The organism is Kitasatospora papulosa (assembly GCF_000717245.1).
GTDB classification, from domain to species: domain Bacteria; phylum Actinomycetota; class Actinomycetes; order Streptomycetales; family Streptomycetaceae; genus Streptomyces; species Streptomyces papulosus.
In genome coordinates, this window is sequence record NZ_JNYQ01000001.1 from 1,225,281 (window position 1) to 1,244,077 (window position 18,797).

The 18,797-nt window shown below is 72.7% G+C and carries 17 protein-coding genes; 9 read left to right on the forward strand and 8 right to left on the reverse strand.

Annotated features, from left to right (window positions below):
* Positions 1-5 precede the first annotated feature (5 nt).
* Together IA22_RS0105385 and IA22_RS0105390 are read left to right on the forward strand one after the other, a co-directional pair.
* Positions 6-1,109 (forward strand): pectinesterase family protein, encoded by a 1,104-nt coding sequence (locus IA22_RS0105385; protein ID WP_030122880.1) that lies wholly within the window; start codon positions 6-8, stop codon positions 1,107-1,109.
* Positions 1,106-2,215, forward strand: coding sequence for a dienelactone hydrolase family protein (locus tag IA22_RS0105390; RefSeq protein ID WP_030122881.1), 1,110 nt, complete (start codon positions 1,106-1,108; stop codon positions 2,213-2,215). Before IA22_RS0105385 ends, IA22_RS0105390 begins: the two co-directional genes overlap by 4 nt.
* Before the next feature lie 48 nt (positions 2,216-2,263).
* Here the strand turns inward: IA22_RS0105390 and IA22_RS0105395 are convergent, their stop codons facing one another.
* From IA22_RS0105395 to IA22_RS0105405, 3 genes are all read right to left on the reverse strand, one after another.
* Complete coding sequence (locus IA22_RS0105395) at positions 2,264-3,097, reverse strand: pectate lyase (RefSeq protein ID WP_014156945.1); 834 nt, start codon at positions 3,095-3,097, stop codon at positions 2,264-2,266.
* A gap of 182 nt (positions 3,098-3,279) precedes the next feature.
* Entirely contained in the window at positions 3,280-3,990 is a 711-nt protein-coding gene (locus IA22_RS0105400) for a hypothetical protein (protein WP_015576710.1), read from the reverse strand.
* Complete coding sequence (locus IA22_RS0105405) at positions 3,990-4,562, reverse strand: SigE family RNA polymerase sigma factor (protein WP_014156947.1); 573 nt, start codon at positions 4,560-4,562, stop codon at positions 3,990-3,992. The genes IA22_RS0105400 and IA22_RS0105405 overlap by 1 nt, the downstream gene beginning before the upstream one ends.
* Positions 4,563-5,017: 455 nt before the next feature.
* On the opposite strand from IA22_RS0105405, the gene IA22_RS0105410 reads away from it, so the two are divergent.
* A complete protein-coding gene (locus IA22_RS0105410; RefSeq protein ID WP_014156948.1) occupies positions 5,018-6,526 on the forward strand; it encodes an NCS2 family permease in 1,509 nt (502 codons plus the stop codon).
* A gap of 46 nt (positions 6,527-6,572) precedes the next feature.
* Here the strand turns inward: IA22_RS0105410 and IA22_RS0105415 are convergent, their stop codons facing one another.
* A complete protein-coding gene (locus tag IA22_RS0105415) occupies positions 6,573-8,024 on the reverse strand; it encodes a peptidoglycan D,D-transpeptidase FtsI family protein (RefSeq protein WP_030122882.1) in 1,452 nt (483 codons plus the stop codon).
* 108 nt (positions 8,025-8,132) lie between these two features.
* Positions 8,133-8,903, reverse strand: a complete 771-nt coding sequence (locus IA22_RS0105420) for an IclR family transcriptional regulator (RefSeq protein ID WP_014156950.1) — start codon at positions 8,901-8,903, stop codon at positions 8,133-8,135.
* A 154-nt stretch (positions 8,904-9,057) separates the two neighbouring features.
* On the opposite strand from IA22_RS0105420, the gene IA22_RS0105425 reads away from it, so the two are divergent.
* Complete coding sequence (locus tag IA22_RS0105425; protein ID WP_078494643.1) at positions 9,058-10,578, forward strand: aldehyde dehydrogenase (NADP(+)); 1,521 nt, start codon at positions 9,058-9,060, stop codon at positions 10,576-10,578.
* Entirely contained in the window at positions 10,575-11,189 is a 615-nt protein-coding gene (locus IA22_RS0105430) for a DUF1349 domain-containing protein (RefSeq protein WP_014156952.1), read from the forward strand. Before IA22_RS0105425 ends, IA22_RS0105430 begins: the two co-directional genes overlap by 4 nt.
* Positions 11,190-11,406: 217 nt before the next feature.
* On the opposite strand, the gene IA22_RS0105435 is transcribed toward IA22_RS0105430, so the two are convergent.
* Complete coding sequence (locus IA22_RS0105435; RefSeq protein WP_014156953.1) at positions 11,407-13,038, reverse strand: protein kinase domain-containing protein; 1,632 nt, start codon at positions 13,036-13,038, stop codon at positions 11,407-11,409.
* 418 nt (positions 13,039-13,456) lie between these two features.
* Here IA22_RS0105435 and IA22_RS0105440 point away from each other — a divergent pair, with 418 nt between their 5' ends.
* Together IA22_RS0105440 and IA22_RS0105445 are read left to right on the forward strand one after the other, a co-directional pair.
* A complete protein-coding gene (locus tag IA22_RS0105440; protein ID WP_014156954.1) occupies positions 13,457-14,194 on the forward strand; it encodes a DsbA family oxidoreductase in 738 nt (245 codons plus the stop codon).
* A 70-nt stretch (positions 14,195-14,264) separates the two neighbouring features.
* Positions 14,265-15,326 (forward strand): aminotransferase class V-fold PLP-dependent enzyme, encoded by a 1,062-nt coding sequence (locus tag IA22_RS0105445; RefSeq protein WP_015576702.1) that lies wholly within the window; start codon positions 14,265-14,267, stop codon positions 15,324-15,326.
* A 22-nt stretch (positions 15,327-15,348) separates the two neighbouring features.
* Here the strand turns inward: IA22_RS0105445 and IA22_RS0105450 are convergent, their stop codons facing one another.
* Complete coding sequence (locus IA22_RS0105450; protein ID WP_015576701.1) at positions 15,349-15,840, reverse strand: MarR family winged helix-turn-helix transcriptional regulator; 492 nt, start codon at positions 15,838-15,840, stop codon at positions 15,349-15,351.
* A 146-nt stretch (positions 15,841-15,986) separates the two neighbouring features.
* Here IA22_RS0105450 and IA22_RS0105455 point away from each other — a divergent pair, with 146 nt between their 5' ends.
* Entirely contained in the window at positions 15,987-17,057 is a 1,071-nt protein-coding gene (locus IA22_RS0105455) for an alkene reductase (protein ID WP_014156957.1), read from the forward strand.
* A gap of 108 nt (positions 17,058-17,165) precedes the next feature.
* On the forward strand, positions 17,166-17,702 hold the full coding sequence (locus tag IA22_RS0105460; RefSeq protein WP_014156958.1) for a GNAT family N-acetyltransferase: 537 nt from the start codon (positions 17,166-17,168) through the stop codon (positions 17,700-17,702).
* A gap of 42 nt (positions 17,703-17,744) precedes the next feature.
* Here the strand turns inward: IA22_RS0105460 and IA22_RS0105465 are convergent, their stop codons facing one another.
* The gene (locus IA22_RS0105465; RefSeq protein WP_030122883.1) at positions 17,745-18,779 is read right to left on the reverse strand and encodes a LacI family DNA-binding transcriptional regulator; all 1,035 of its coding nucleotides are present in this window, start codon (positions 18,777-18,779) and stop codon (positions 17,745-17,747) included.
* Positions 18,780-18,797: the final 18 nt, after the last annotated feature.

Here is an 18,797-nt window from a genome sequence, read left to right on the forward strand (position 1 = left end):
ACGCCATGCCCAGCAGACGCAGCGCGCTGACCCTGCTCGCGGGGGCGGGCGCCGCCCTCGCCCTCGGCACCCCCGCCGCCGCGGCGCGGCCCGCCCACACCCGCCCCTTCGGCCGCTACGGGTCCCCCTCCCGCCGGCTCGACGCCCTGACGCTGTACGTCGATCCGCTCGGCCGGGGCGACCACACCGACGTGGCGTCCGCCGTCGAAGCCGCGTCCGGCACCGGTCACACCCTGGTCCTCGCCCCCGGCACCTACCGCGGCCCGGTCCTCGTCACCGCCGCCCGGGCGGAGCTCACCGTCATCGGCGCGAGCGGCGACCCCCGGGACACCGTCATCGTCCACGACAACGCCGCCGGAACACCCAGGCCCGACGGCTCCGGCCCCTACGGCACCAGCGGATCGGCCACGGTCACCGTCCAGGCCGCCGGCTTCACCGCCCGCGACGTGACCTTCGCCAACGACTGGCTGCGCTCCGACAACCCGGAGTACACCGGCACCCAGGCCGTCGCGATCAAGGTGCAGGGCGACCGCTCCGCGTTCCACGGCTGTCGCTTCCTCGGCCACCAGGACACCCTGTACGCCGACTCCCTCGCCCTCACCGCCTTCGCGCGCCAGTACTACCGCGACTGCTACGTGGAGGGCGACGTCGACTTCGTCTTCGGCCGGGCCACCGCCGTCTTCGACCGCTGCCACTTCCGCACCCTGGACCGCACCGACCTCGCCGCCGCCCCGTACGGCTTCGTCTTCGCGCCCAGCACCGCCGGAGCCAACCCGCGCGGCTACCTGGTGCTGCGCTCCCGGGTCACCAGCACGGCCCCCGACGCGTACTACAAACTGGCCCGCCCCTGGGTGCCCTCCTCCGACCCGACCGCCCACCCGATGCTGACCGTCCGGGACAGCCACCTCGGCGCCGGCATCGACGCGGTCACGCCGTACGGCACCATGTCCGCGGGCTTCCCCTGGCAGGACCAGCGCTTCGCCGAGTACCGCAACACCGGTCCCGGCGCGCGCGTCACCGTCCCCGGCAACCGTCCGCAGCTGACCGCGTCCGAGGCACGCGCGCACACCCCGGCCGACTGGCTGGGCGACTGGCGCCCCCGCGCGTGAACCTGGGGATCACCCGGCGGGTGCTCCCCGCCTTCCACGAGCGGCTCAGGGACGAACTCACCTTCCCGCTCTCCTGGGGGAGGTCGGCGACCCGTGACTTCCCGGCCTGGCGCGCCGAGGCGCGCGCCGCGGTCGGGGAGTCACTGCTGCAGCCGCTCACGCCCGGCCCCGAACCGTTCGGCCCGGTGACCCTCGACGAGCGGCCCGCGGGCACGTACACCGCCCGCACCGTCGAGTTCGCCCTGAGCCGCTACGGGCGTACCCGCGGCTCCCTGCTGATGCCGCGCGGGAGCGGGCCCTTCCCCGCGGTACTGGTACTCCACGACCACGGGGGCGAGTTCGGGATCGGCCGCGAGAAGGTGGTCCGGCCCCGGTCGGACCCGGAGCGCCTCGCACCCGCCGAGGCGTGGGCGGACCGGTACTACGACGGCCGGTTCATCGGCGACGAACTGGCCGCCCGCGGGTACGCCGTTCTCGCCGTGGACACGCTGGGCTGGGGCGACCGGGGACCGCTCGCCCACGAGGACCAGCAGGCCCTGGCCGCCAACCTCCTCCAGCTGGGCACCTCCCTCGCCGGACTCGCCGCCCACGAGGACATCAGGGCCGCGGCCTTCCTCGCCTCGCTGCCCGAGGTGGACGAACGGCGGGTCGGCGCGCTGGGGTTCTCCATGGGCGCCTACCGCGCCTGGCAGCTGTCCGCCCTCTCCGACGGGGTCCGGGCGGCCGCCGCCGTCTGCTGGATGACGGGGCTCAAGGAGCTGACGGCGCCGGGCGGCAACGCCCTGCGCGGCCAGTCCGCGTACTTCATGCTCCACCCCGGACTGCGCCGCCGCCTCGACATCCCGGACGTCGCGTCCCTCGCCGCCCCCAAGCCGGCGCTCTTCCACGCGGGCGGCAGGGACCACCTGTTCACGGCTGCGGGGGTGGAGTCCGCGTACGCCACCCTGCGCGCGGTCTGGGAGTCGCAGGGGGCGGGCGACCGGCTGACCACCCGGGTGTGGCCCGACACCGGCCACACCTTCACCTCGGCGATGCAGGCCGAGGTGTACGCCTGGCTCGACGTCCGGCTCGCCGGCCGGCCGGCGGCCGGGGTGCGGCGGACATGACGCGGGGGCGCGGACACCACGGTGTCCGCGCCCCCGCACCGCTACCTCCTAGTCGTAGCTGAGGTCCGACGCGGTGTAGCGGCAGTACGTGCCGTCCGGGCCGCTGCCCGTCTCCTTGGGCTCGGCACCGGTGCTGTTGCCGGTGTAGCGGACGCACGGCTTGATCTTCTTGCTGCTGTCACCGTGGATCCGCACCGACCGCAGCGCGGCGGTGTCCCCGTAGTTGGTGTTGATGCCGACCAGGGACTTGCCCGGCGCCGTGATGTCGACGTCGTTCACGATGATCTCGCGCTTGTACTGCTTGGAGCAGTTGCCGCAGGACCGGACGAGCTTGCCGAAGTCCGACACCTGGAACTTCGTGACGACCAGCTTGCCCGCGCCGTTGAACTGGAAGACCTTGTCGGAGGCCTTCTTGGCGCCGCCGCCGTACACCGTGTACACGGAGCCCGTCGACGTGCCCTTGAAGGACGCGGCGTCCTCGCCGACGTCCTCCCACCAGACGTTCTGGATGGTGCAGCTGCCGGAGCAGTGCACGCCGTCGGCGGCGGGCGAGCCCAGGATGACGTTCTTGAGCGTGGCACCGTCGGCCAGCTTGAAGATCGGGTCCTGGCCCTCGTCCTGGCCGCCCCCGCCGAGGTCGCCGCTCCCGTAGAAGCGCTTCAGCGATCCGTCGTACGTCCCCGAGACCTCGATGGTCTTCGAGACGGCCTGGGAGCCGGTGGCACTCGGCCAGGCGGGTACCGCGGCCGTCGCCGCGCCCGCCGGCTGCAGCATCACGTTGGTGGCCAGAGCGGCGCCGGTGAGGCCCAGGGCCGCGGTGAGGGCGGCGGCCATACGGCGCCTGCCGGGCCTGCGCCGGTGGGTGTGCGCGCGTTCCTTCATGTTCGTGGTCCCGTTTCCTAGAGGGTGGGGGAGTCTCGCGCTCCTGGGTCGCCGCCGCCCCGCAAAGGGTTGCCGTGTCCGGGCCTTCTTCTTCGCCGTGCCCTTCGCCGCCCTGTCCTTCTCCGCGGCCTGTGCGGCCCTGGCGGCCGTCCCTGCCCCGGCGGCCGTCCCTGCCCCGGCGCTCAGCGCGTCCGCGTGAAGCCGCCGCCCACCGCGACCTGTCCACCCGCCGCCCGCGCCCGCGCCGTGTAGTCGTCCCGTCCGGTGTCGCGGTCGCCCTCCGCGTGGTTGTACTGCCCCGCGAAGGTGTGCGTACCGGCCGGCACGCTCCTTCCCTGCCTCAGGGCCCAGCGGTAGACCAGGAAGCCGTCCTCCTCGCGCGCCGAGACCGTGAAGTCCTCCTCGGGCAGGGAGCGCCAGGACCCGGTGGTGTTCACCCCGCCGTTCAGCGCGATCCGGAGTTCGACGGTGAGCGCGGACAGCGGCCCGGTCGTCTTCACCGTCACCTCGCTCTGCGCCCAGTAGCTGTTGCTCTCCGGGTCCAGCGAACCGTCCGACCACAGCGGGCCCTTCCCCGCGGGCAGCGCGCCGCCCCTGTCCGGGGCCGGTGACGCGGGGCCGGGTGACGCGGGGCCCGCCGCCACCCGCTGAACGCCCTCCGGCTCCTCCCCGCCGGCGGAGGCCACCGCGAACGCTCCGGCCGTCAGCACCCCGCACACCGCCGCCGTCGCTCCGGCCACGCGCAGCCACGGCATCGCCGTACGCGGGGCGCGTGCGGGGCGGGCCGGAGGTTCCTCCGCCATGCCGCGCTCGACACGGGCCAGCATCCGCGCCCGGTCGGGGCGGTGCGAAGCGGCGGCCGCGCGCAGGCGCTCCCGCAGGTCCTCGTCCATCACTGCCTTCCTCCGGCGCGCTGCCCGGCGGCCGCCACCTGTACCTGTGCCGCCGGGGTCTCGGGTCCCAACAGCCGCTGGAGTTCCGCCACACCGCGCGAGGTCTGGCTCTTCACCGTACCCACCGAGACACCGAGGACCAGAGCGGTGTCACGTTCGGACAGGTCGAACGCGTGCCGCAGCACCACGCACGCGCGCTTGCGGAACGGCAGCCGCCGCAGGGCCTCCTGGACGTCCACCACGGCCGACACGTCGGGCCCGTCCGCCGCACCGCCGTCCCCGGCCCCCCGAGGCGCCCAGAACAGGGCGATCCTCCGGCGCTCGCGCACCGCGCTGCGGATGCGGGTGCGGGCCAGGTTGGCGACGACCCCCCTGGCGTACGCCGCCGGGTGGTCGGCGCCCCTGACCCGGTCCCAGCGGTGCCAGAGCGCCATCAGCGCGTCGGCCGCCAGATCGTCCGCCGCGTCGGCCTCACCCGTCAGCAGATGGGCGAGCCGGGCGAGTTCGGCGTAGTGCGCCTCGAAGAACGCACGGAACTCGGCGGCAGCAGCATCGTCCACGACCGTGCCCACGGCTACCTCTTCTCTGCACGGGAATCCCTACGCGCTCGAACGGGCTGTGTACGTTCCCAACTCCGTTCGCGGGGCGCGAGCGTACCAATGCGCACCCGGAAGCGCTTCGACGCGTGTGCGCCTCCCAGTAAGGCGTAACACGGCGAAAACCTGAACCCCCCTGCGCCGGCCGAAGGGCCGCGGGCCCGGGGGAGTGACGGCGCGCGCGTCCCTGTGTACGTTCCTTTCGCGCCACTGCCCCGGACTCGCCGCACGCATCCCCGGGGTCCCTTCGGCGCGCCCGAACCACCCGGGACGTAACACGGCGAAAACCCGAACTCCCCACGGCCGGTGGACAATCCGGCTGACCACCGCGTGACCCGTACAGCCGTGAGCCGTGCACCTGCGATCCGTGCACCTGCGATCCGTGCACCAGTGATCCGTACACCAGTGATCCGTACACCAGGAGGAGTGCCATGCCGGACAGACCCGATCCCACCGCGCCCGTGCCCGGGACCGAGAAAGCCGCGGTCCCCGCGCCCGCGGTGCCCGCGGAGGGCGCGCCCCCGGAGCGGGGCGGCCCGGGCGCGGTCGACCGCTTCTTCTCCGTCAGCGCCCGCGGCTCGGACTTCGGACGCGAGATACGCGGCGGCTTCGCCACCTTCTTCACGATGGCCTACATCCTGGTGCTCAACCCGATCATCCTCGGCTCGGCCGAGGACAAGTTCGGCAACCACCTCTCCGCGCCGCAACTCGTCACCGCCACCGCCCTGGTGGCCGCCGTGACGACCGTCGTCATGGGGATCGGCGGCAATCTCCCGCTCGCCCTCGCGGCCGGGCTCGGCATCAACGCCGTCACCGCCTACCAGCTGGCGCCGCTGATGAGCTGGCCCGACGCGATGGGCCTCATCGTCATCGAGGGCCTGCTGATCTGCGTCCTGGTGGTCACCGGGCTCCGCGAGGCGATCATGTACGCGATCCCGGCGTCCCTCAAACAGGCCATCAGTGTCGGTATCGGGCTCTTCATCGCGTTCATCGGTTTCATCGACGCCGGTTTCGCCACCCGCATCCCCGGCGACACCGGATCGGTCCCCGTGCAGCTCGGCGCCACCGGACACCTCTCCGGCTGGCCGGTCCTGGTCTTCTGCCTCGGTGTCCTGCTCACCGTGGCGCTGCTCGCCCGCAGGACCAAGGGCGCCATCCTCATCAGCATCGTCGTGACGACCGTCGTGGCGGTCGTCGTCGACGCGCTCGCCGACATCGCCCCCACCGCGTGGGGACTGACCGTGCCCGCCGTCCCCGACGACCTGTTCGCGGCACCGGACTTCGGGCTGCTCGGATCCTTCAGCCTCTTCGGGGCGTTCCAGCACGTCGGTGTCCTCACCATCGTGCTGCTGGTCTTCACCCTGCTGCTGAGCGACTTCTTCGACACCATGGGAACCGTCGTCGGCGTCTCCCACGAGGCCGGACTCCTCGACGAGGACGGCAAGGTGCCGCACCTGGGCCGGGTCCTGCTCATCGACGGTGCGGCGGCGGTCGCGGGCGGCGCGGCCTCCGCGTCCTCCGCCACCTCCTACGTCGAGTCCACGGCGGGCGTCGGGGAGGGCGCCCGCACGGGCTTCGCCTCCCTCGTCACGGGCGGACTCTTCGCCGTGGCGCTGTTCCTCACCCCGCTGGCCACGATCGTCCCCGCGCAGGCGGCCGCGCCGGCCCTGGTCGCGGTCGGCTTCATGCTGATGGCCCAGGTGCGTCACATCGACTGGGAGAAGTACGAGATCGCCGTCCCGGCCTTCCTCACGATCGCCGTGATGCCGTTCACCTACTCCATCACCAACGGGATCGGCGCGGGCTTCGTGTCGTACGTGGTGCTCAAGGCCGTCCTCGGCAGGGCCAGGGAGGTCCACTGGCTGCTGTGGGGCGCCGCCGCCCTGTTCGCCGTGTACTTCGCCATCGACCCGGTCGAGCAGCTGCTCGGTGTGAAGTAGCCGGCCCCCGCTGCCACCGCCCGCCGGGCGGTGGCAGCGGAACGCCTCACCCCTTCAGGGCCGCCTTCATCATCTTCTGCGCGATCGGCGCCGCGAGACCGTTCCCGCTGACCTCGGAGCGGGCCGCCCCCGAGTCCTCGACGACCACCGCGACCGCGACCTGCTTGCCGGTGGAGTCGTCCTTCGCGTACGAGGTGAACCAGGCGTAGGGGGTGTTGCTGTTGTCCACGCCGTTCTGCGCGGTCCCCGTCTTGCCGCCCACCTCGGCTCCGTCGATCTTCGCGTTGCTGCCGGTCCCCTCGTCCACGACGGTGACCATCGCGCTCCGCAGCTGCTTCGCCGTCGAGGCCTTCACGACCCGCTCGGTGTCGCCGTCCGGGAACTCCTGGAGGGTGGAACCGTCGGAGTCCGTCACCTTGGAGACCATGTGCGGTGAGGCCAGCTCACCGCCGTTGGCGAGGGCCGCCGACACCATGGCCATCTGCATCGGGGTGGCGGTCACCTCGAACTGCCCGATGCCGGTCAGCGCGGTCTGCGCCTTGTCCATCCCGGTCGGGTACACGCTCTGCGACGCCCGCACCGGCACGTCGAGCTCCTCCGTGTCGAAGCCGAAGGCGTCCGCCATCGCCTTCAGCTTGTCCTGGCCCAGATCGGCCGCGACCTTCGCGAAGACGTTGTTGCAGGAGTACTGGAGGGCGGTGCGCAGCGTGGCGTTCTCGCAGGGTGCCGACGGGTTCTCGTTCGACAGGACCGTGCTCGTGCCCGGCAGGGTGTACGGGTCGGGGCTGTCGGTGGGCTCGTCGACCGAGCCGTACAGGCCGTTCTCCAGCGCCGCCGAGGCCACCACCAGCTTGAACGTCGAACCGGGCGGCAGCGGCTGCCGCAGCGCCCGGTTGACCAGCGGTTTGCTCGTGTCGTCGAGGAGCTTCTGCCAGGCGTCGCCGTCCGTGGTCCCGCTGATGTCGGAGGGATCGTACGAGGGCGAGGAGACCATCCCCAGGATCCGCCCTGACTCCGGGTCCATCGCGACCGCCGCTCCCCGGTCGTCGCCGAGCGCCTCGTAGGCCGCCTTCTGCACGTCCGGGTCGATGGTCGTCAGCACGTCGCCGGGGTCCGTCCGCTCGCCGGTGAGCATGTCGGCGGGGTTCTTCAGCCGGTCGTCCGTGCCGTCGAGGACATCGCTGTAGATGCCTTCGAGCTGGGTGGCTCCGTAGGCCTGCGAGCTGTAGCCGGTGACCGCCGCGTACAGATCGCCCTGGGTGTAGGTGCGTTTGTAGCGGAGGTCGTCGCCGTCCGTCTCCTTCGAACCGGTGACCGGTGAACCGGCCACGATGATGTCTCCGAGCGGCTGCGCGTACTGCGCGATCGTGTTCCGCCGGTTGTGTTCGTCGTCTGCGAGCGCCCGTGCCTCGTACGCCTGGACCCAGGTCGCCCGCACCAGCAGGGCGAGCACCATGAGCAGACAGAAGACCGAAGCGCGCCTGATCGTCTTGTTCATCCCGCTGGAGGGACGAACGGGGACGCCGGGGACGTTCCCGTCCGTGTTCCTTCTCACCGGTTTCTCAGGTGCGCGGGTCCGCCCGTCCGGCAGCGGCCCGCCGGGCGCTCAGAGCCTGCGGGTGGCGAGCGTGAGCCGGTCGCGGGCGTCGAAGAGGGCGTCCTTGACCATCTGCTCGTGCGCCGGTGTGAGCCGGGCGACCGGCACCGAGCAGCTGATCGCGTCGCGCGAGGGGGTGCGGTACGGGATCGCGACGCCGAAGCAGCGCAGGCCGAGCGTGTTCTCCTCGCGGTCCACCGCGTACCCCTGCTCGCGGATGACGTGCAGCTCCTCGATCAGCTTCTCGCGGTCGGTGAGGGTGTGCTCGGTCAGCGCCGGCAGCGTCTCGGGCAGCATCGTGCGGACCTGCTCGTCGCTGTGGGTCGCCAGCAGCGCCTTGCCCAGCGAGGTGGAGTGCGCGGGCAGCCGGCGGCCGACGCGGGTGAAGGGGCGCAGGTAGTGCTGGGACTGCCGGGTGGCGAGGTACACCACGTTCGTCCCGTCCAGCCGGGCCAGGTGGATGGTCTCCGTGGTGTCGTCGGAGAGCCGGTCCAGCGTGGGGCGGGCGGCGGCGACGACCTCGTCACCGTCGATGTACGAGGTGCCGACGAGCAGGGCCCGTACGCCGATCCCGTAGCGCGTTCCCGTGGCGTCGGTCTCCACCCAGCCGAGCTCCACCAAGGTGCGCAGCAGCATGTAGAGGCTGGACTTGGGATAGCCGACGGCCTCCTGCACGGCGGCCAGCGAGTGCATGCCGGGTCGCCCCGCGAAGTATTCGAGGAGCTCCACCGTCCTCACAGCGGACTTGACCTGTGCCCCACCGGACTCGCCAACCGACATCCCTGATGCCCCTTCCAGCCTTCTTGTCCGACCCTGTCACTTCTTGCCAACACTGAGCGCCCGGAAATAGAGTTCCCGTGTATTCACGTTCAGGAACGCTGTTCAGAATACCGAACAACTTCTCCTGTGTGGCAGTGGACCGGAAGGAATCACGGTGGCAGCAGCACCAGTCTGGAGCGTCGACCCCCGGACGGGGAACCCGCGTGAGCAGGTTGCGGTGGAGGCTACAGCGGAGGAGGTCGACCGTGCGGTCCGGGCGGCGCATGCCGTCCGGGGGGCGCTGGCCGACCGCACCGTGCGCGCCGCGTTCCTGCGCACCGCGGCCGACCTGCTCGCCGAGGCGCAGGAACACGTCATCGAGGCCGCCGACGCGGAGACCGCGCTCGGCCCCGCCCGGCTCACCGGCGAGCTCGCCCGCACGGCCGCGCAGCTGCGGGCCTTCGCGGAGGTCGTCGAGGAGGGTGCCTACCTCGACATCCACATCGACCACGAGGACGGCAGCCGGACCCCGCCCTGGCCGGACCTGCGCCGCTACAAGATCCCGCTCGGCGTCGTCGCCGTCTACGCCGCCAGCAACTTCCCCCTCGCGTTCTCCGTCCCCGGCGGCGACACCGCGAGCGCGCTGGCCGCGGGCTGCCCGGTCGTCGTCAAGGCGCACCCCGACCACCCCGCGACCTCCGAGCTCTGTGCCTCGCTCCTGCGCCGGGCCGCCGCCCGGCACGGGATCCCCGAGGACGTCCTGACCGTGGTCCACGGCTTCGAGGCGGGCGTCGAGCTGGTCAAGCACCCGCTCGTCTCCGCCGCCGGCTTCACCGGGTCGGTCCGCGGCGGCCGCGCCCTGTTCGACGCGGCGGCGGCCCGGCCCACGCCGATCCCCTTCCACGGCGAGCTCGGCTCCCTCAACCCCGTCGTCGTCACCGAGGCGGCCGCCACCGAACGCGCCGAGCAGATCGGGGCCGGACTCGGCGGTTCCATGACCATGGGCGCGGGGCAGTTCTGCACCAAGCCCGGATTCGTGTTCGCTCCGTCCGGCGAGGCCGGCGACCAGCTGCTGAAGTCGCTGACCGAGACGGTGAGCGGGACGGGCGCCGGGGTCATGCTCGACCACCGGATGCGCGAGGCCTTCGTCCGGGGAGTGGCCGAACGGGCCGCGCTCCCCGACGTCGAGGCACCCGTCACCCCCGGCGCGGGCGGTGAGCACACGGTCTCCGCCGGCTTCCTCACCGTGCCGGCCCGGAGGCTTGCTGAGGAGGGACCCCACGACGCGCTCCTGGAGGAGTGCTTCGGCCCGGTCACCGTCGTGGCCCGCTACGACTCCGCGGACGAGGTCACCGCGGTGCTGTCCCGCCTGCCCGGGAACCTCACCGCCACCCTCCAGATCGCCACGGAGGAGGCCGACGGCAGCGCCGCCGGACTGCTGGCCGAGCTGACCCCGGTGGCGGGACGCGTCCTGGTCAACGGCTGGCCGACCGGCGTCGCCGTCGCTCCCGCCCAGCACCACGGCGGCCCGTACCCGGCCACCACCTCCACCTCCACCTCGGTCGGCGCCACCGCGATCGAGCGCTGGCTGCGCCCCGTCAGCTACCAGTCGACGCCCGAGGCGTTGCTGCCGGCGGAGCTCCGCGAGGACAACCCGCAGAACCTGCCCCGCCGGGTCGACGGGCGCCGGGCATGACGGCGCTGCGGATCGACGCGCTCCCCTTCCCGCTGGAGCGCTTCGGACCCGAGGGCGGGTGGACGTACGAGGACGGCGCGCTGACCGGCACGGCGGGCCCGAAGCAGGACCGTTTCGTCCCGCCGGGCGGCGACGCGCTGGAGCCCGCCTCCGACGCTCCGCGTCTGCTGGGCGCGGCACCCGAGGGCGACTTCCAGCTGATCGCCCGGGTGAAGGTCGGCTTCGACGCCGCCTTCGACGCGGGAGTGCTCTACCTCCACGTCGGCGAGCGGGAGTGGGCGAAACTCTGCCTGGAGCTCTCCCCGGAACGCCCGACCGTCTGCACCGTGGTCACCCGCGGGCAGTCCGACGACGTGAACTCGGCCGAGGTGGAGGGGGACAGCTGCTGGCTGCGGATCAGCCGCACCGGGGGTGCCTTCGCCTTCCACGCGTCGGCGGACGGCGAACGATGGACGTTCGTCCGCGTGTTCACGCTCGGCACGGAGGAGGAGCGGGCGGCCGCCCGTGTCGGCTTCCTCGTCCAGTCGCCGACCGGCGAGGGCTGCACGGCCTCGTTCGACCGGATCTCCTTCCGTCCCACCGCGCCCGGTGACCTGCGCGACGGCAGCTGACGGAGCCGTCCACCCGCGGGGCCGCGGATCCTCCCGGATCCGCGGCCCCGCTCGGAGGTCATGAGCGAGCTGCACCCGCCTGTCCTCGGTGCGCCCGTGTACACGCCGTCGCGGGCCGGGTTCCGGCGGCGCGCACCACGTGGCGCGCGGCCGTCCCACGTGCTCCGGTCCGCCGGCGAGGACTCCGAGGAGTGCCTCGCTCCGGGCGTCCCTCGCGTCAGTGATTCGTTCCCGCGGCCCAGAGGACGACATCACCGTCGACGACGGTGATGTTCCCGTCGCTCTGGAGTTTCAGCACCGCGTTCTCGTGTCCGTCGGTCTGGCTCGCCCACACGGCCTGGTCCTGCGCGTTGTAGAGGACGAAGTTTCCGTCGGGCTGGAAGTCGGCTCGCGTGCCGGGGCCGCCGGCCCAGGTGTCCCAGCGCGCCTGGTTCGCCTCGTCGTAGGCGACAAGTCCGCCGTCGCGCTGGAAGACCAGCCGGATCCTGGCCGCGGAGATCTCCTCACCGGGCTGCAGTCTCATCGGCGAGTCGATCACCCGTTCCTCGGGCAGTTCCTCTTCCTTCTCGTCCTCCGAAACGTTGTCGGCCGGCGCGTCCGCGTTGTCGCCAGGGGCGGCGACAGCCGTCTCCGACGGCGTGGCTCCCGCCTTCGCCCCGGACTTCGTCCCGTCGGCCCCCTCCGCGCCGTGCCAGGGCTGCAGAACCTGCAGGGTCACGCCGACCGCGCACACGACCGCGACGGCGGCCACGGCCACGGCGATCCTGCGTCGTCGCCGACGGTTTCCGCCGGCCTCTCCGGGCGGCACGTCGGCGGGCGCCGTCCGGGGGGACGCCACCACGATGTCGGTCGGCTGTACTGCCGTCGGCTCCGGAGGAGGGGTAGGTGCCGAAAGAGCGGTGGCCGGGTGCGCCGGAGCCACCGCGAGTGTGACGCCCGGGGAATCCGAAGGGGAGTCCAGGACCGTGGGGGCAGGGGGGAGAACAGGCAGGGCGTCCGTCGGGTCGGCGGCGGCGATCCGCTGGTAGGCCGGATCATTCGCCAGGGAGGTGTGCGACTGGCACATCTCCACGATCTCCTCAGGCGCCGGCCTCCGGGCCGGGTCCCGCTGTGTGCAGGCCGTGATGATTTCGGCCAGTCCGGCGTCGACCCCGCCCAGGTCGATGCCGCCGTGCACGGTGCGGTAGGCGATGGCCGGGAAGGACCCCTCACCGTACGGAGGGCGGCCGGTGGCGGCGAAGGCCAGGGTGGCACCCAGCGCGAACACGTCGGCGGCGACACCGACGTCCTCTCCCTGCAGCGCCTCGGGGGAGGTGAACCCCGGACTCCCGGCAGTGTGGCCGACCTGGGTCAGAGCGGCCTGCCCGGTTTCCCGGGCGATGCCGAAATCGATGAGCTGCGGGCCGACCGGAGAGAGGATGATGTTTGGCGGCTTGACATCCCGGTGCAGGATTCCGTGGACGTGGATGTCCGACAGCCCCTCGGCCAGCGCGGCCATGAGACCGAGGCAGAGCTGGGCGGGCAGCGCGCCGGACGCACGCACGGCGGAGTGCAGGGTCCGGCCGGGCACGTACTCGGTGGCGAACCAGTACGGCGGGGCGTCCAGACCGGAGTCGATGAGCGAAGCGCTGTAGGCGCTGCGCATGGTGCGCAAGGTGCCCACCTCGCGGCGGAACCGCTCCAGCGCCTGTTCCTCGTACTGGAACTGGTCACCGATGACCTTGATGGCGACCGGTCGGCCGCCGGGTGTGCTGCCGAGGTAGACGGAGCCCATACCTCCCGCCCCGAGGCGGCCGGCGAGACGGTAGCGACTGATCCGGGCCGGATCTGAGTCGGTGAGCGGTTGCACTGAGCGGATTCCTCCTGGGTACCCTGCCGGAACGCACTGCCACCGCCCGGTTCTCGGACGGGCCGGGTGCCTTCGTGGGGAGCGGGCCACCCGCGCTGCAAGCTGCGTGGCTGTCAGGCCGCACCATCGCGGAGCGGCCGTTCAGCGGATCATATGACAGCGTTCGGTACCCGAACTCCCCGCTGCGCAGGGGGCGGTGGCGCGGGGCCCCGGGGCGGTGGCACCCGGCAGAGCCCGTGCCGGGCGCTGACAACTCCGCCCGTGCGCCGGCACTCGGCACGAGGCCTGCGCCGAGGCGCCGGTGACGTTTGTGCGGCTCCGCCCCGGCCTCGGGAATCCCGAACGGCAGCGGAAGGTTGAATGACGCACGGAGGGATCCTCCGTCCTGTGCGAATCCGAGTGGGAGAGTAGAAGAGTCATGCGCGTCGAGATATGGAGCGACATCGCCTGCCCGTGGTGCTATGTCGGAAAGGCACGCTTCGAGAAGGCGCTGGCCGGGTTCGCGCACCGCGACGAGATCGAGGTCGTCCACCGGTCCTTCGAGCTCGACCCGGGCCGGGCCAAGGGCGACACCGAGCAGGTCGTCGACATGCTCGCGCAGAAGTACGGCCGCACCGTCGAGGAGGCCCGGGGGATGGAGGCCAACGTCGCGGCGAACGCGCAGGCCGAAGGGCTCGGCTACCGCACCGAGGGGCGCGACCACGGCAACACCTTCGACATCCACCGGCTGCTCCACCTCGCCAAGGCCCGCGGGCTCCAGGAGGAGCTGCTGACCCTCGTCTACCGGGCCAACTTCGCCGAGGAGCGCTCCGTCTTCGACGACGCCGTGCTGGCCGAGCTGGCCGTCGAGGCTGGCCTCGACGCCGACGAGGCGCGTGCGCTGCTGGCCGACCCCGAGGCGTACGCCGCCGACGTACGGGCCGACGAGCGCGAGGCTGCCGAACTGGGGGCCAACGCCGTGCCGTTCTTCGTGCTCGACCGGCGCTACGGCATCTCCGGCGGCCAGCCCGCCGAGGTCTTCACCCAGGCCCTGGAGCAGGCGTGGAAGGACCGCGAGGTCCCCGGTCTGACGCAGGTCGGCGGCGACGCGGCGGCCTGCGACGCGGACGGGTCCTGTGAAGTGCCCGCAGCGAGCGCCTCCGAGCAGCGCGTATAAGCATTTCTTGGGCGTGCCGCTCAAACTTACGTGATTGACGTGAGGTTGAGCGGCCGTCAGGCTGTCCCGCATGGAGACTTCTGCGATCGACCGGGTCAGGGCCAGCGAATTCGCATCCGAAACCACGTACCTCAACACCTCGGCCTGTGGGCTGCTGCCCCGCAGCGCGGCCGACGCCGTCAAGGCGCTGGTCGAGGACAACGCGACCGGGCGCAGGCAGGGCGCCGGTGACCACGCGACCGTGGTGGCCGCGAGGGACGCGTTCGCCCGGCTCGTCGGCGTCGGACCCGGCCGGGTCGCCGTGGGCGGTTCCGTCGCCTCCCATGTCGGGCTCGTGGCCGCCTCACTGCCGCCCGGCGCCGAAGTCCTGGCGCCGACCGGGGAGTTCAGCTCGGTCGTCAGCCCCTTCGCCGTCCGCGGCGACCTCAGGACGCGCTACGTCCCGCTGGACGGACTGGCCGACGCGGTCCGGCCGGGGACGGCGGTCGTCGCCTTCTCCGCCGTCCAGTCCTCCGACGGTCGCGTCGCCGCCCTGGACGCGATCCGTGCGGCCGCCGCCGCGCACGGCGCCCGTACGCTGCTCGACGCCAGCCAGTCCGCCGGCTGGCTGCCGCTGGACGCGGGCGCGTACGACTACACGGTCACCGGCGGCTTCAAGTTCCTGATGTGCCCCCGCGGCACGTCGTTCCTGACCGTGACCGAGGAGGCGCAGGAGACCCTGCCCGTCCTGTTCCCGGGGATGGCGGCGGCGGAGGACGCCTGGGGCAGCGTCTACGGTCCGGTCGAACGGCTCGCCGCCGAGGCCCGGCGCTTCGACGAGCCGGTCTCCTTCCTCTCCTACCACGGGGCCGAGCGGTCGCTGGAGCTGCTGGCGGAGGTCGGGGTCGACGCCGTGCAGGCGCACGCCACCGCACTCGCCGCACGCTTCCGTGCAGGGCTGGCGTCGATCGGGCACGAGGCGGTGCCCGGCGCCTCCGCGATCGTCGCCGTCCCCGGTCTGGGAGGCCGGGAACCCGACCTGGCGGCGGCCGGGGTGGTGGTGTCGGCCCGCGCGGGCAACCTGAGGGCGGCGTTCCACCTGTACAACACCGAGGCCGACGTCGACCGGGCTCTGGACGTGCTGGCGGGCTGACCCGGCGGGGCTATCCGCCGGGTCAGTCCCCGGCCTGGTGGCAGAGGTTCTCCTCCACCTTGGCGAGCAGCCGGATCAGCTCCGCGCGCTCGGCGGGATCCAGATCCGCGAGGGTGTGCTCCTCCAGCCCCGACCAGGCGTCGCGCACCTCCGCGCGCAGCGCGCAGCTCCTCTCCGTCGCCTCGACCAGGACGGCCCGCCGGTCGCCGGGGTCGGGGCGGCGGTGCACGTGCCCGGCCTGCTCCAGGCGCTGCAGCATCTTGGTCACGGTGGACGGGTCGAGGTCCATCGCCTTGATCAGCTCGGCCTGGCGCACCGCCCCGTTGTCCCAGAGGTGCATCATCAGGAACTCCTGCCCCGGGTAGAGCCCGAGCCCCTTGAGCAGGCGGCCCGCCGTCATCCTGTGCAGCCGGGCGACCCGCGACACGGCGTGGCTCACGGGACCGCCGAGTGCCGCGCTCGGCAGCCCGCCGGTGCAGGCGGGGTCGGCGGGGGCGTTGCTGTCGGCCTGCATCGGTACTCCTCGGGGCGGTGCAGCGACCCGGTCCGCTGCCGGGTTCATGACGTCCCCGTGAACTTTACCTTGGTCGGCCAATTAATGCGTTACAGTGACTCGCGGCTGATTGCTTGGCCGACCATATAAATGCCTCGGAGGCTTTCATGACCACCGCGTTCGATCCCGTCGACCTCTCCGGGACGCAGCTCTCCAACCGCATCGCCCTCGCGCCGATGACCCGCAGCCGGGCCGGTGAGGGGGGTACGGCCACCGACCTCACCGTCGACTACTACACCCAGCGCGCCTCGGCCGGGCTGATCATCACCGAGGGCATCCAGCCCTCCGTGGTGGGCCAGGGATACCCCTCCACCCCCGGCCTGCACAGCGCCGAGCAGGTCGCCTCCTGGCGCAAGGTCACCGACTCCGTCCACGCGGCGGGCGGACGCATCTTCGCCCAGGTCATGCACGCGGGCCGGATCGGCCATCCCGTCCTGCTGCCCGACGGGCTGGTCCCGGTGGCGCCCTCCCCGGTGGCGGCGCCCGGCCAGGTCCACACCCACGTGGGACCGAAGGACTTCGTGGAGCCGCACGAGCTCACCGACGCGGAGATCCGGTCGACCGTCGCCGACTTCGTCACGGCCTCCCGCAACGCGATCGAGGCCGGTTTCGACGGCGTCGAGCTGCACGGTGCCAACGGCTACCTGATCCAGCAGTTCCTGGCCCCCAACACCAACCTGCGCACCGACGGGTGGGGCGGCTCCGACCAGGGCCGTATCCGCTTCGCGGTCGAGGTGGTCAAGGCGGTCGCCGCCGAGATCGGCGCCGACCGGACCGCCCTGCGCATCTCGCCGGGCAACCCCTACAACGGCATCGAGGAGCCCGAGCCGGACGCCGTCTACACCGCGCTCGTCGCCGAGCTCGAACCGCTCGGACTGGCCTACCTGCACGTGCTGGAGCAGGCCGGTACCCGGGAACTGACGCTCGCCCTGCGCAAGCAGTTCACCGGAACCCTCGTCATCAACGTGTTCTCCGAAGGGCCCACCGGCCCCGAGCACCACACGGTCATCGACGACGGGGTGGCCGACATCATCGCCTACGGCGCCCTGTTCCTCGCCAACCCCGACCTGCCGGCCCGGCTGAAGGCGGGCGGCCCCTTCAACACACCGGACCCGTCGACCTTCTTCGGCGGCGACGCGAAGGGCTACACCGACTACCCGGCGCTCGACACCGTCTGACCCCGGCCGCCCGGGACGCCGTGAGCCCGTACGCCGCCGTCCCGCGATCCGCGACGGCGGCGTACGGGCTCACGGCGTCCGCCGCGGTCCCCGTGGCAGACTGCGGCCGTGACCCACGACGAAGCGGCTCAGCACCTGCACATCAGGCCGGGCGGTCCGGCCGACGCCCCGGCCATCCTGGACATGCTCGACTCGGCGGTCGCCTGGATGAACGCCCGCGGCAACACCCAGCAGTGGGGCACCGTCCCGTATTCACAGACCTCCGGCGGCGTCGAGCGGGTCGAGCGGTACACCACGCGGAACACCCCGTACGTCGCCGAGCTGGACGGCACGACCGTGGGGGCGCTCGTGCTCGACACCGGCCCCAGCCCGCAGATGCCGATCGCCCCGGCCGGGGAACCGGAGCGCTACGTGCGCCTGCTGATCTCCGACCGCGGGCACGCGGGTCTGGGCATCGGGGCCGCGCTGCTGGCCCACGCCGCCGAGGAGACCCGGCAGGCCGGGGTGAACCTGCTGCGGGTCGACTGCTGGGCGGGCGGCGGAGGCGAACTGGTCGCCTACTACGAGCGCAACGGCTTCGCCCGTACGGACGCCTTCCTGTCCGGGACCTGGCCGGGGCAGGTGCTGGCCCGCCGCCTGGCCTGAGCCCCCGCCGTGCCGTCCCCGTACGGGCGACGGCGCCCGGCTCTACGCCGAGTCCCTGCGCACCAGTTCCGTGGGGAGTATGACCGCGGCCGGGTCCTCCCCGCCGATCTGCGCCAGCAACACCCGCACCATCTCGGCGCTGATCCGGTCCCACGGCTGGCGGACCGTCGTCAGCTCCGGGCGCGCCGAGAGGGCGGCCGGCGAGTCGTCGAAGCCGCCCACCGCGACGTCCTGCGGCACCCGGCGGCCCGCCCGCTCCAGCGTGCTCAGCACCCCCTGCGCCATCAGGTCGGACGCGACGAACACCGCGTCCACGTCGGGCGCCCGCTCCAGCAGCAGCGCCGCCGCGGCCTCACCGCCCGCCCGGCTGTAGTCGCCCGGCACGATCAGGGCCTCGTCGACCGGGAGCCCGCACTCGGTGAGCGTCTCGCGGTACCCCGCGAGCCGGTCCACCCCGCCCGGGGTGTCCAGCGGCCCCGTGACCGTGGCGATCCGGCGGCGCCCCGAACCGTGCAGGAAGCGCACCATGTCCCGGGCGCCGTTGCGGTCGTCCGCCGCCACGTAACTGACCCGCGACCCCTGCCCGAGCGGCTTCCCGCAGGCCACCAACGGCACCCCGGCCTCGTGCAGCTGCGCGGCGACCGGGTCGCCGGAGTGGCTGGAGACCAGCAGCACCCCGTCCACGTGCCCGGCGATGTACCGCATGTTGCGGCGGCGCTCGGCCTCCGTGCCCGCGATCATCAGCAGCAACGGGATGTCGTGCGCGGCGAGCGCGGCGGTGCAGCCGCGCAGCAGCACGTTGAAGTTCGGGTCCTCGAAGAAGCGTTCCTGGGGTTCGGTCAGCAGGAACGCCACGGAGTCGGAGCGCCCGGTGATCAGCGACCGGGCGTGCCGGTTCACGGTGTAGCCGGTGCGGCGGATGGCGGACTGAACCGCTTCGAGCGCGGCCGGGCTGACGTTGTGACCGCCGTTGAGCACCCGGGAGACCGTGCCCCGGGAGACCCCGGCCTCCCGGGCGACGTCGTGGATCGTCGGCGGCCTGCGGCGTCCCGCGCCGTTCTGTTCTGTGCGGCTCATGGTGCTCGATCTTTCATG

Coding starts and splice junctions, on each gene's coding strand:
- IA22_RS0105385 (WP_030122880.1), top strand. CDS start 6: ATGCCCAGCAGACGCAGCGCGCTGACCCTGCTCGCGGGGGCGGGCGCC.
- IA22_RS0105395 (WP_014156945.1), bottom strand. CDS start 3,097: ATGAAGGAACGCGCGCACACCCACCGGCGCAGGCCCGGCAGGCGCCGT.
- IA22_RS0105400 (WP_015576710.1), bottom strand. CDS start 3,990: ATGGACGAGGACCTGCGGGAGCGCCTGCGCGCGGCCGCCGCTTCGCAC.
- IA22_RS0105410 (WP_014156948.1), top strand. CDS start 5,018: ATGCCGGACAGACCCGATCCCACCGCGCCCGTGCCCGGGACCGAGAAA.
- IA22_RS0105415 (WP_030122882.1), bottom strand. CDS start 8,024: ATGAACAAGACGATCAGGCGCGCTTCGGTCTTCTGTCTGCTCATGGTG.
- IA22_RS0105420 (WP_014156950.1), bottom strand. CDS start 8,903: ATGTCGGTTGGCGAGTCCGGTGGGGCACAGGTCAAGTCCGCTGTGAGG.
- IA22_RS0105430 (WP_014156952.1), top strand. CDS start 10,575: ATGACGGCGCTGCGGATCGACGCGCTCCCCTTCCCGCTGGAGCGCTTC.
- IA22_RS0105440 (WP_014156954.1), top strand. CDS start 13,457: ATGCGCGTCGAGATATGGAGCGACATCGCCTGCCCGTGGTGCTATGTC.
- IA22_RS0105445 (WP_015576702.1), top strand. CDS start 14,265: ATGGAGACTTCTGCGATCGACCGGGTCAGGGCCAGCGAATTCGCATCC.
- IA22_RS0105450 (WP_015576701.1), bottom strand. CDS start 15,840: ATGCAGGCCGACAGCAACGCCCCCGCCGACCCCGCCTGCACCGGCGGG.
- IA22_RS0105455 (WP_014156957.1), top strand. CDS start 15,987: ATGACCACCGCGTTCGATCCCGTCGACCTCTCCGGGACGCAGCTCTCC.
- IA22_RS0105465 (WP_030122883.1), bottom strand. CDS start 18,779: ATGAGCCGCACAGAACAGAACGGCGCGGGACGCCGCAGGCCGCCGACG.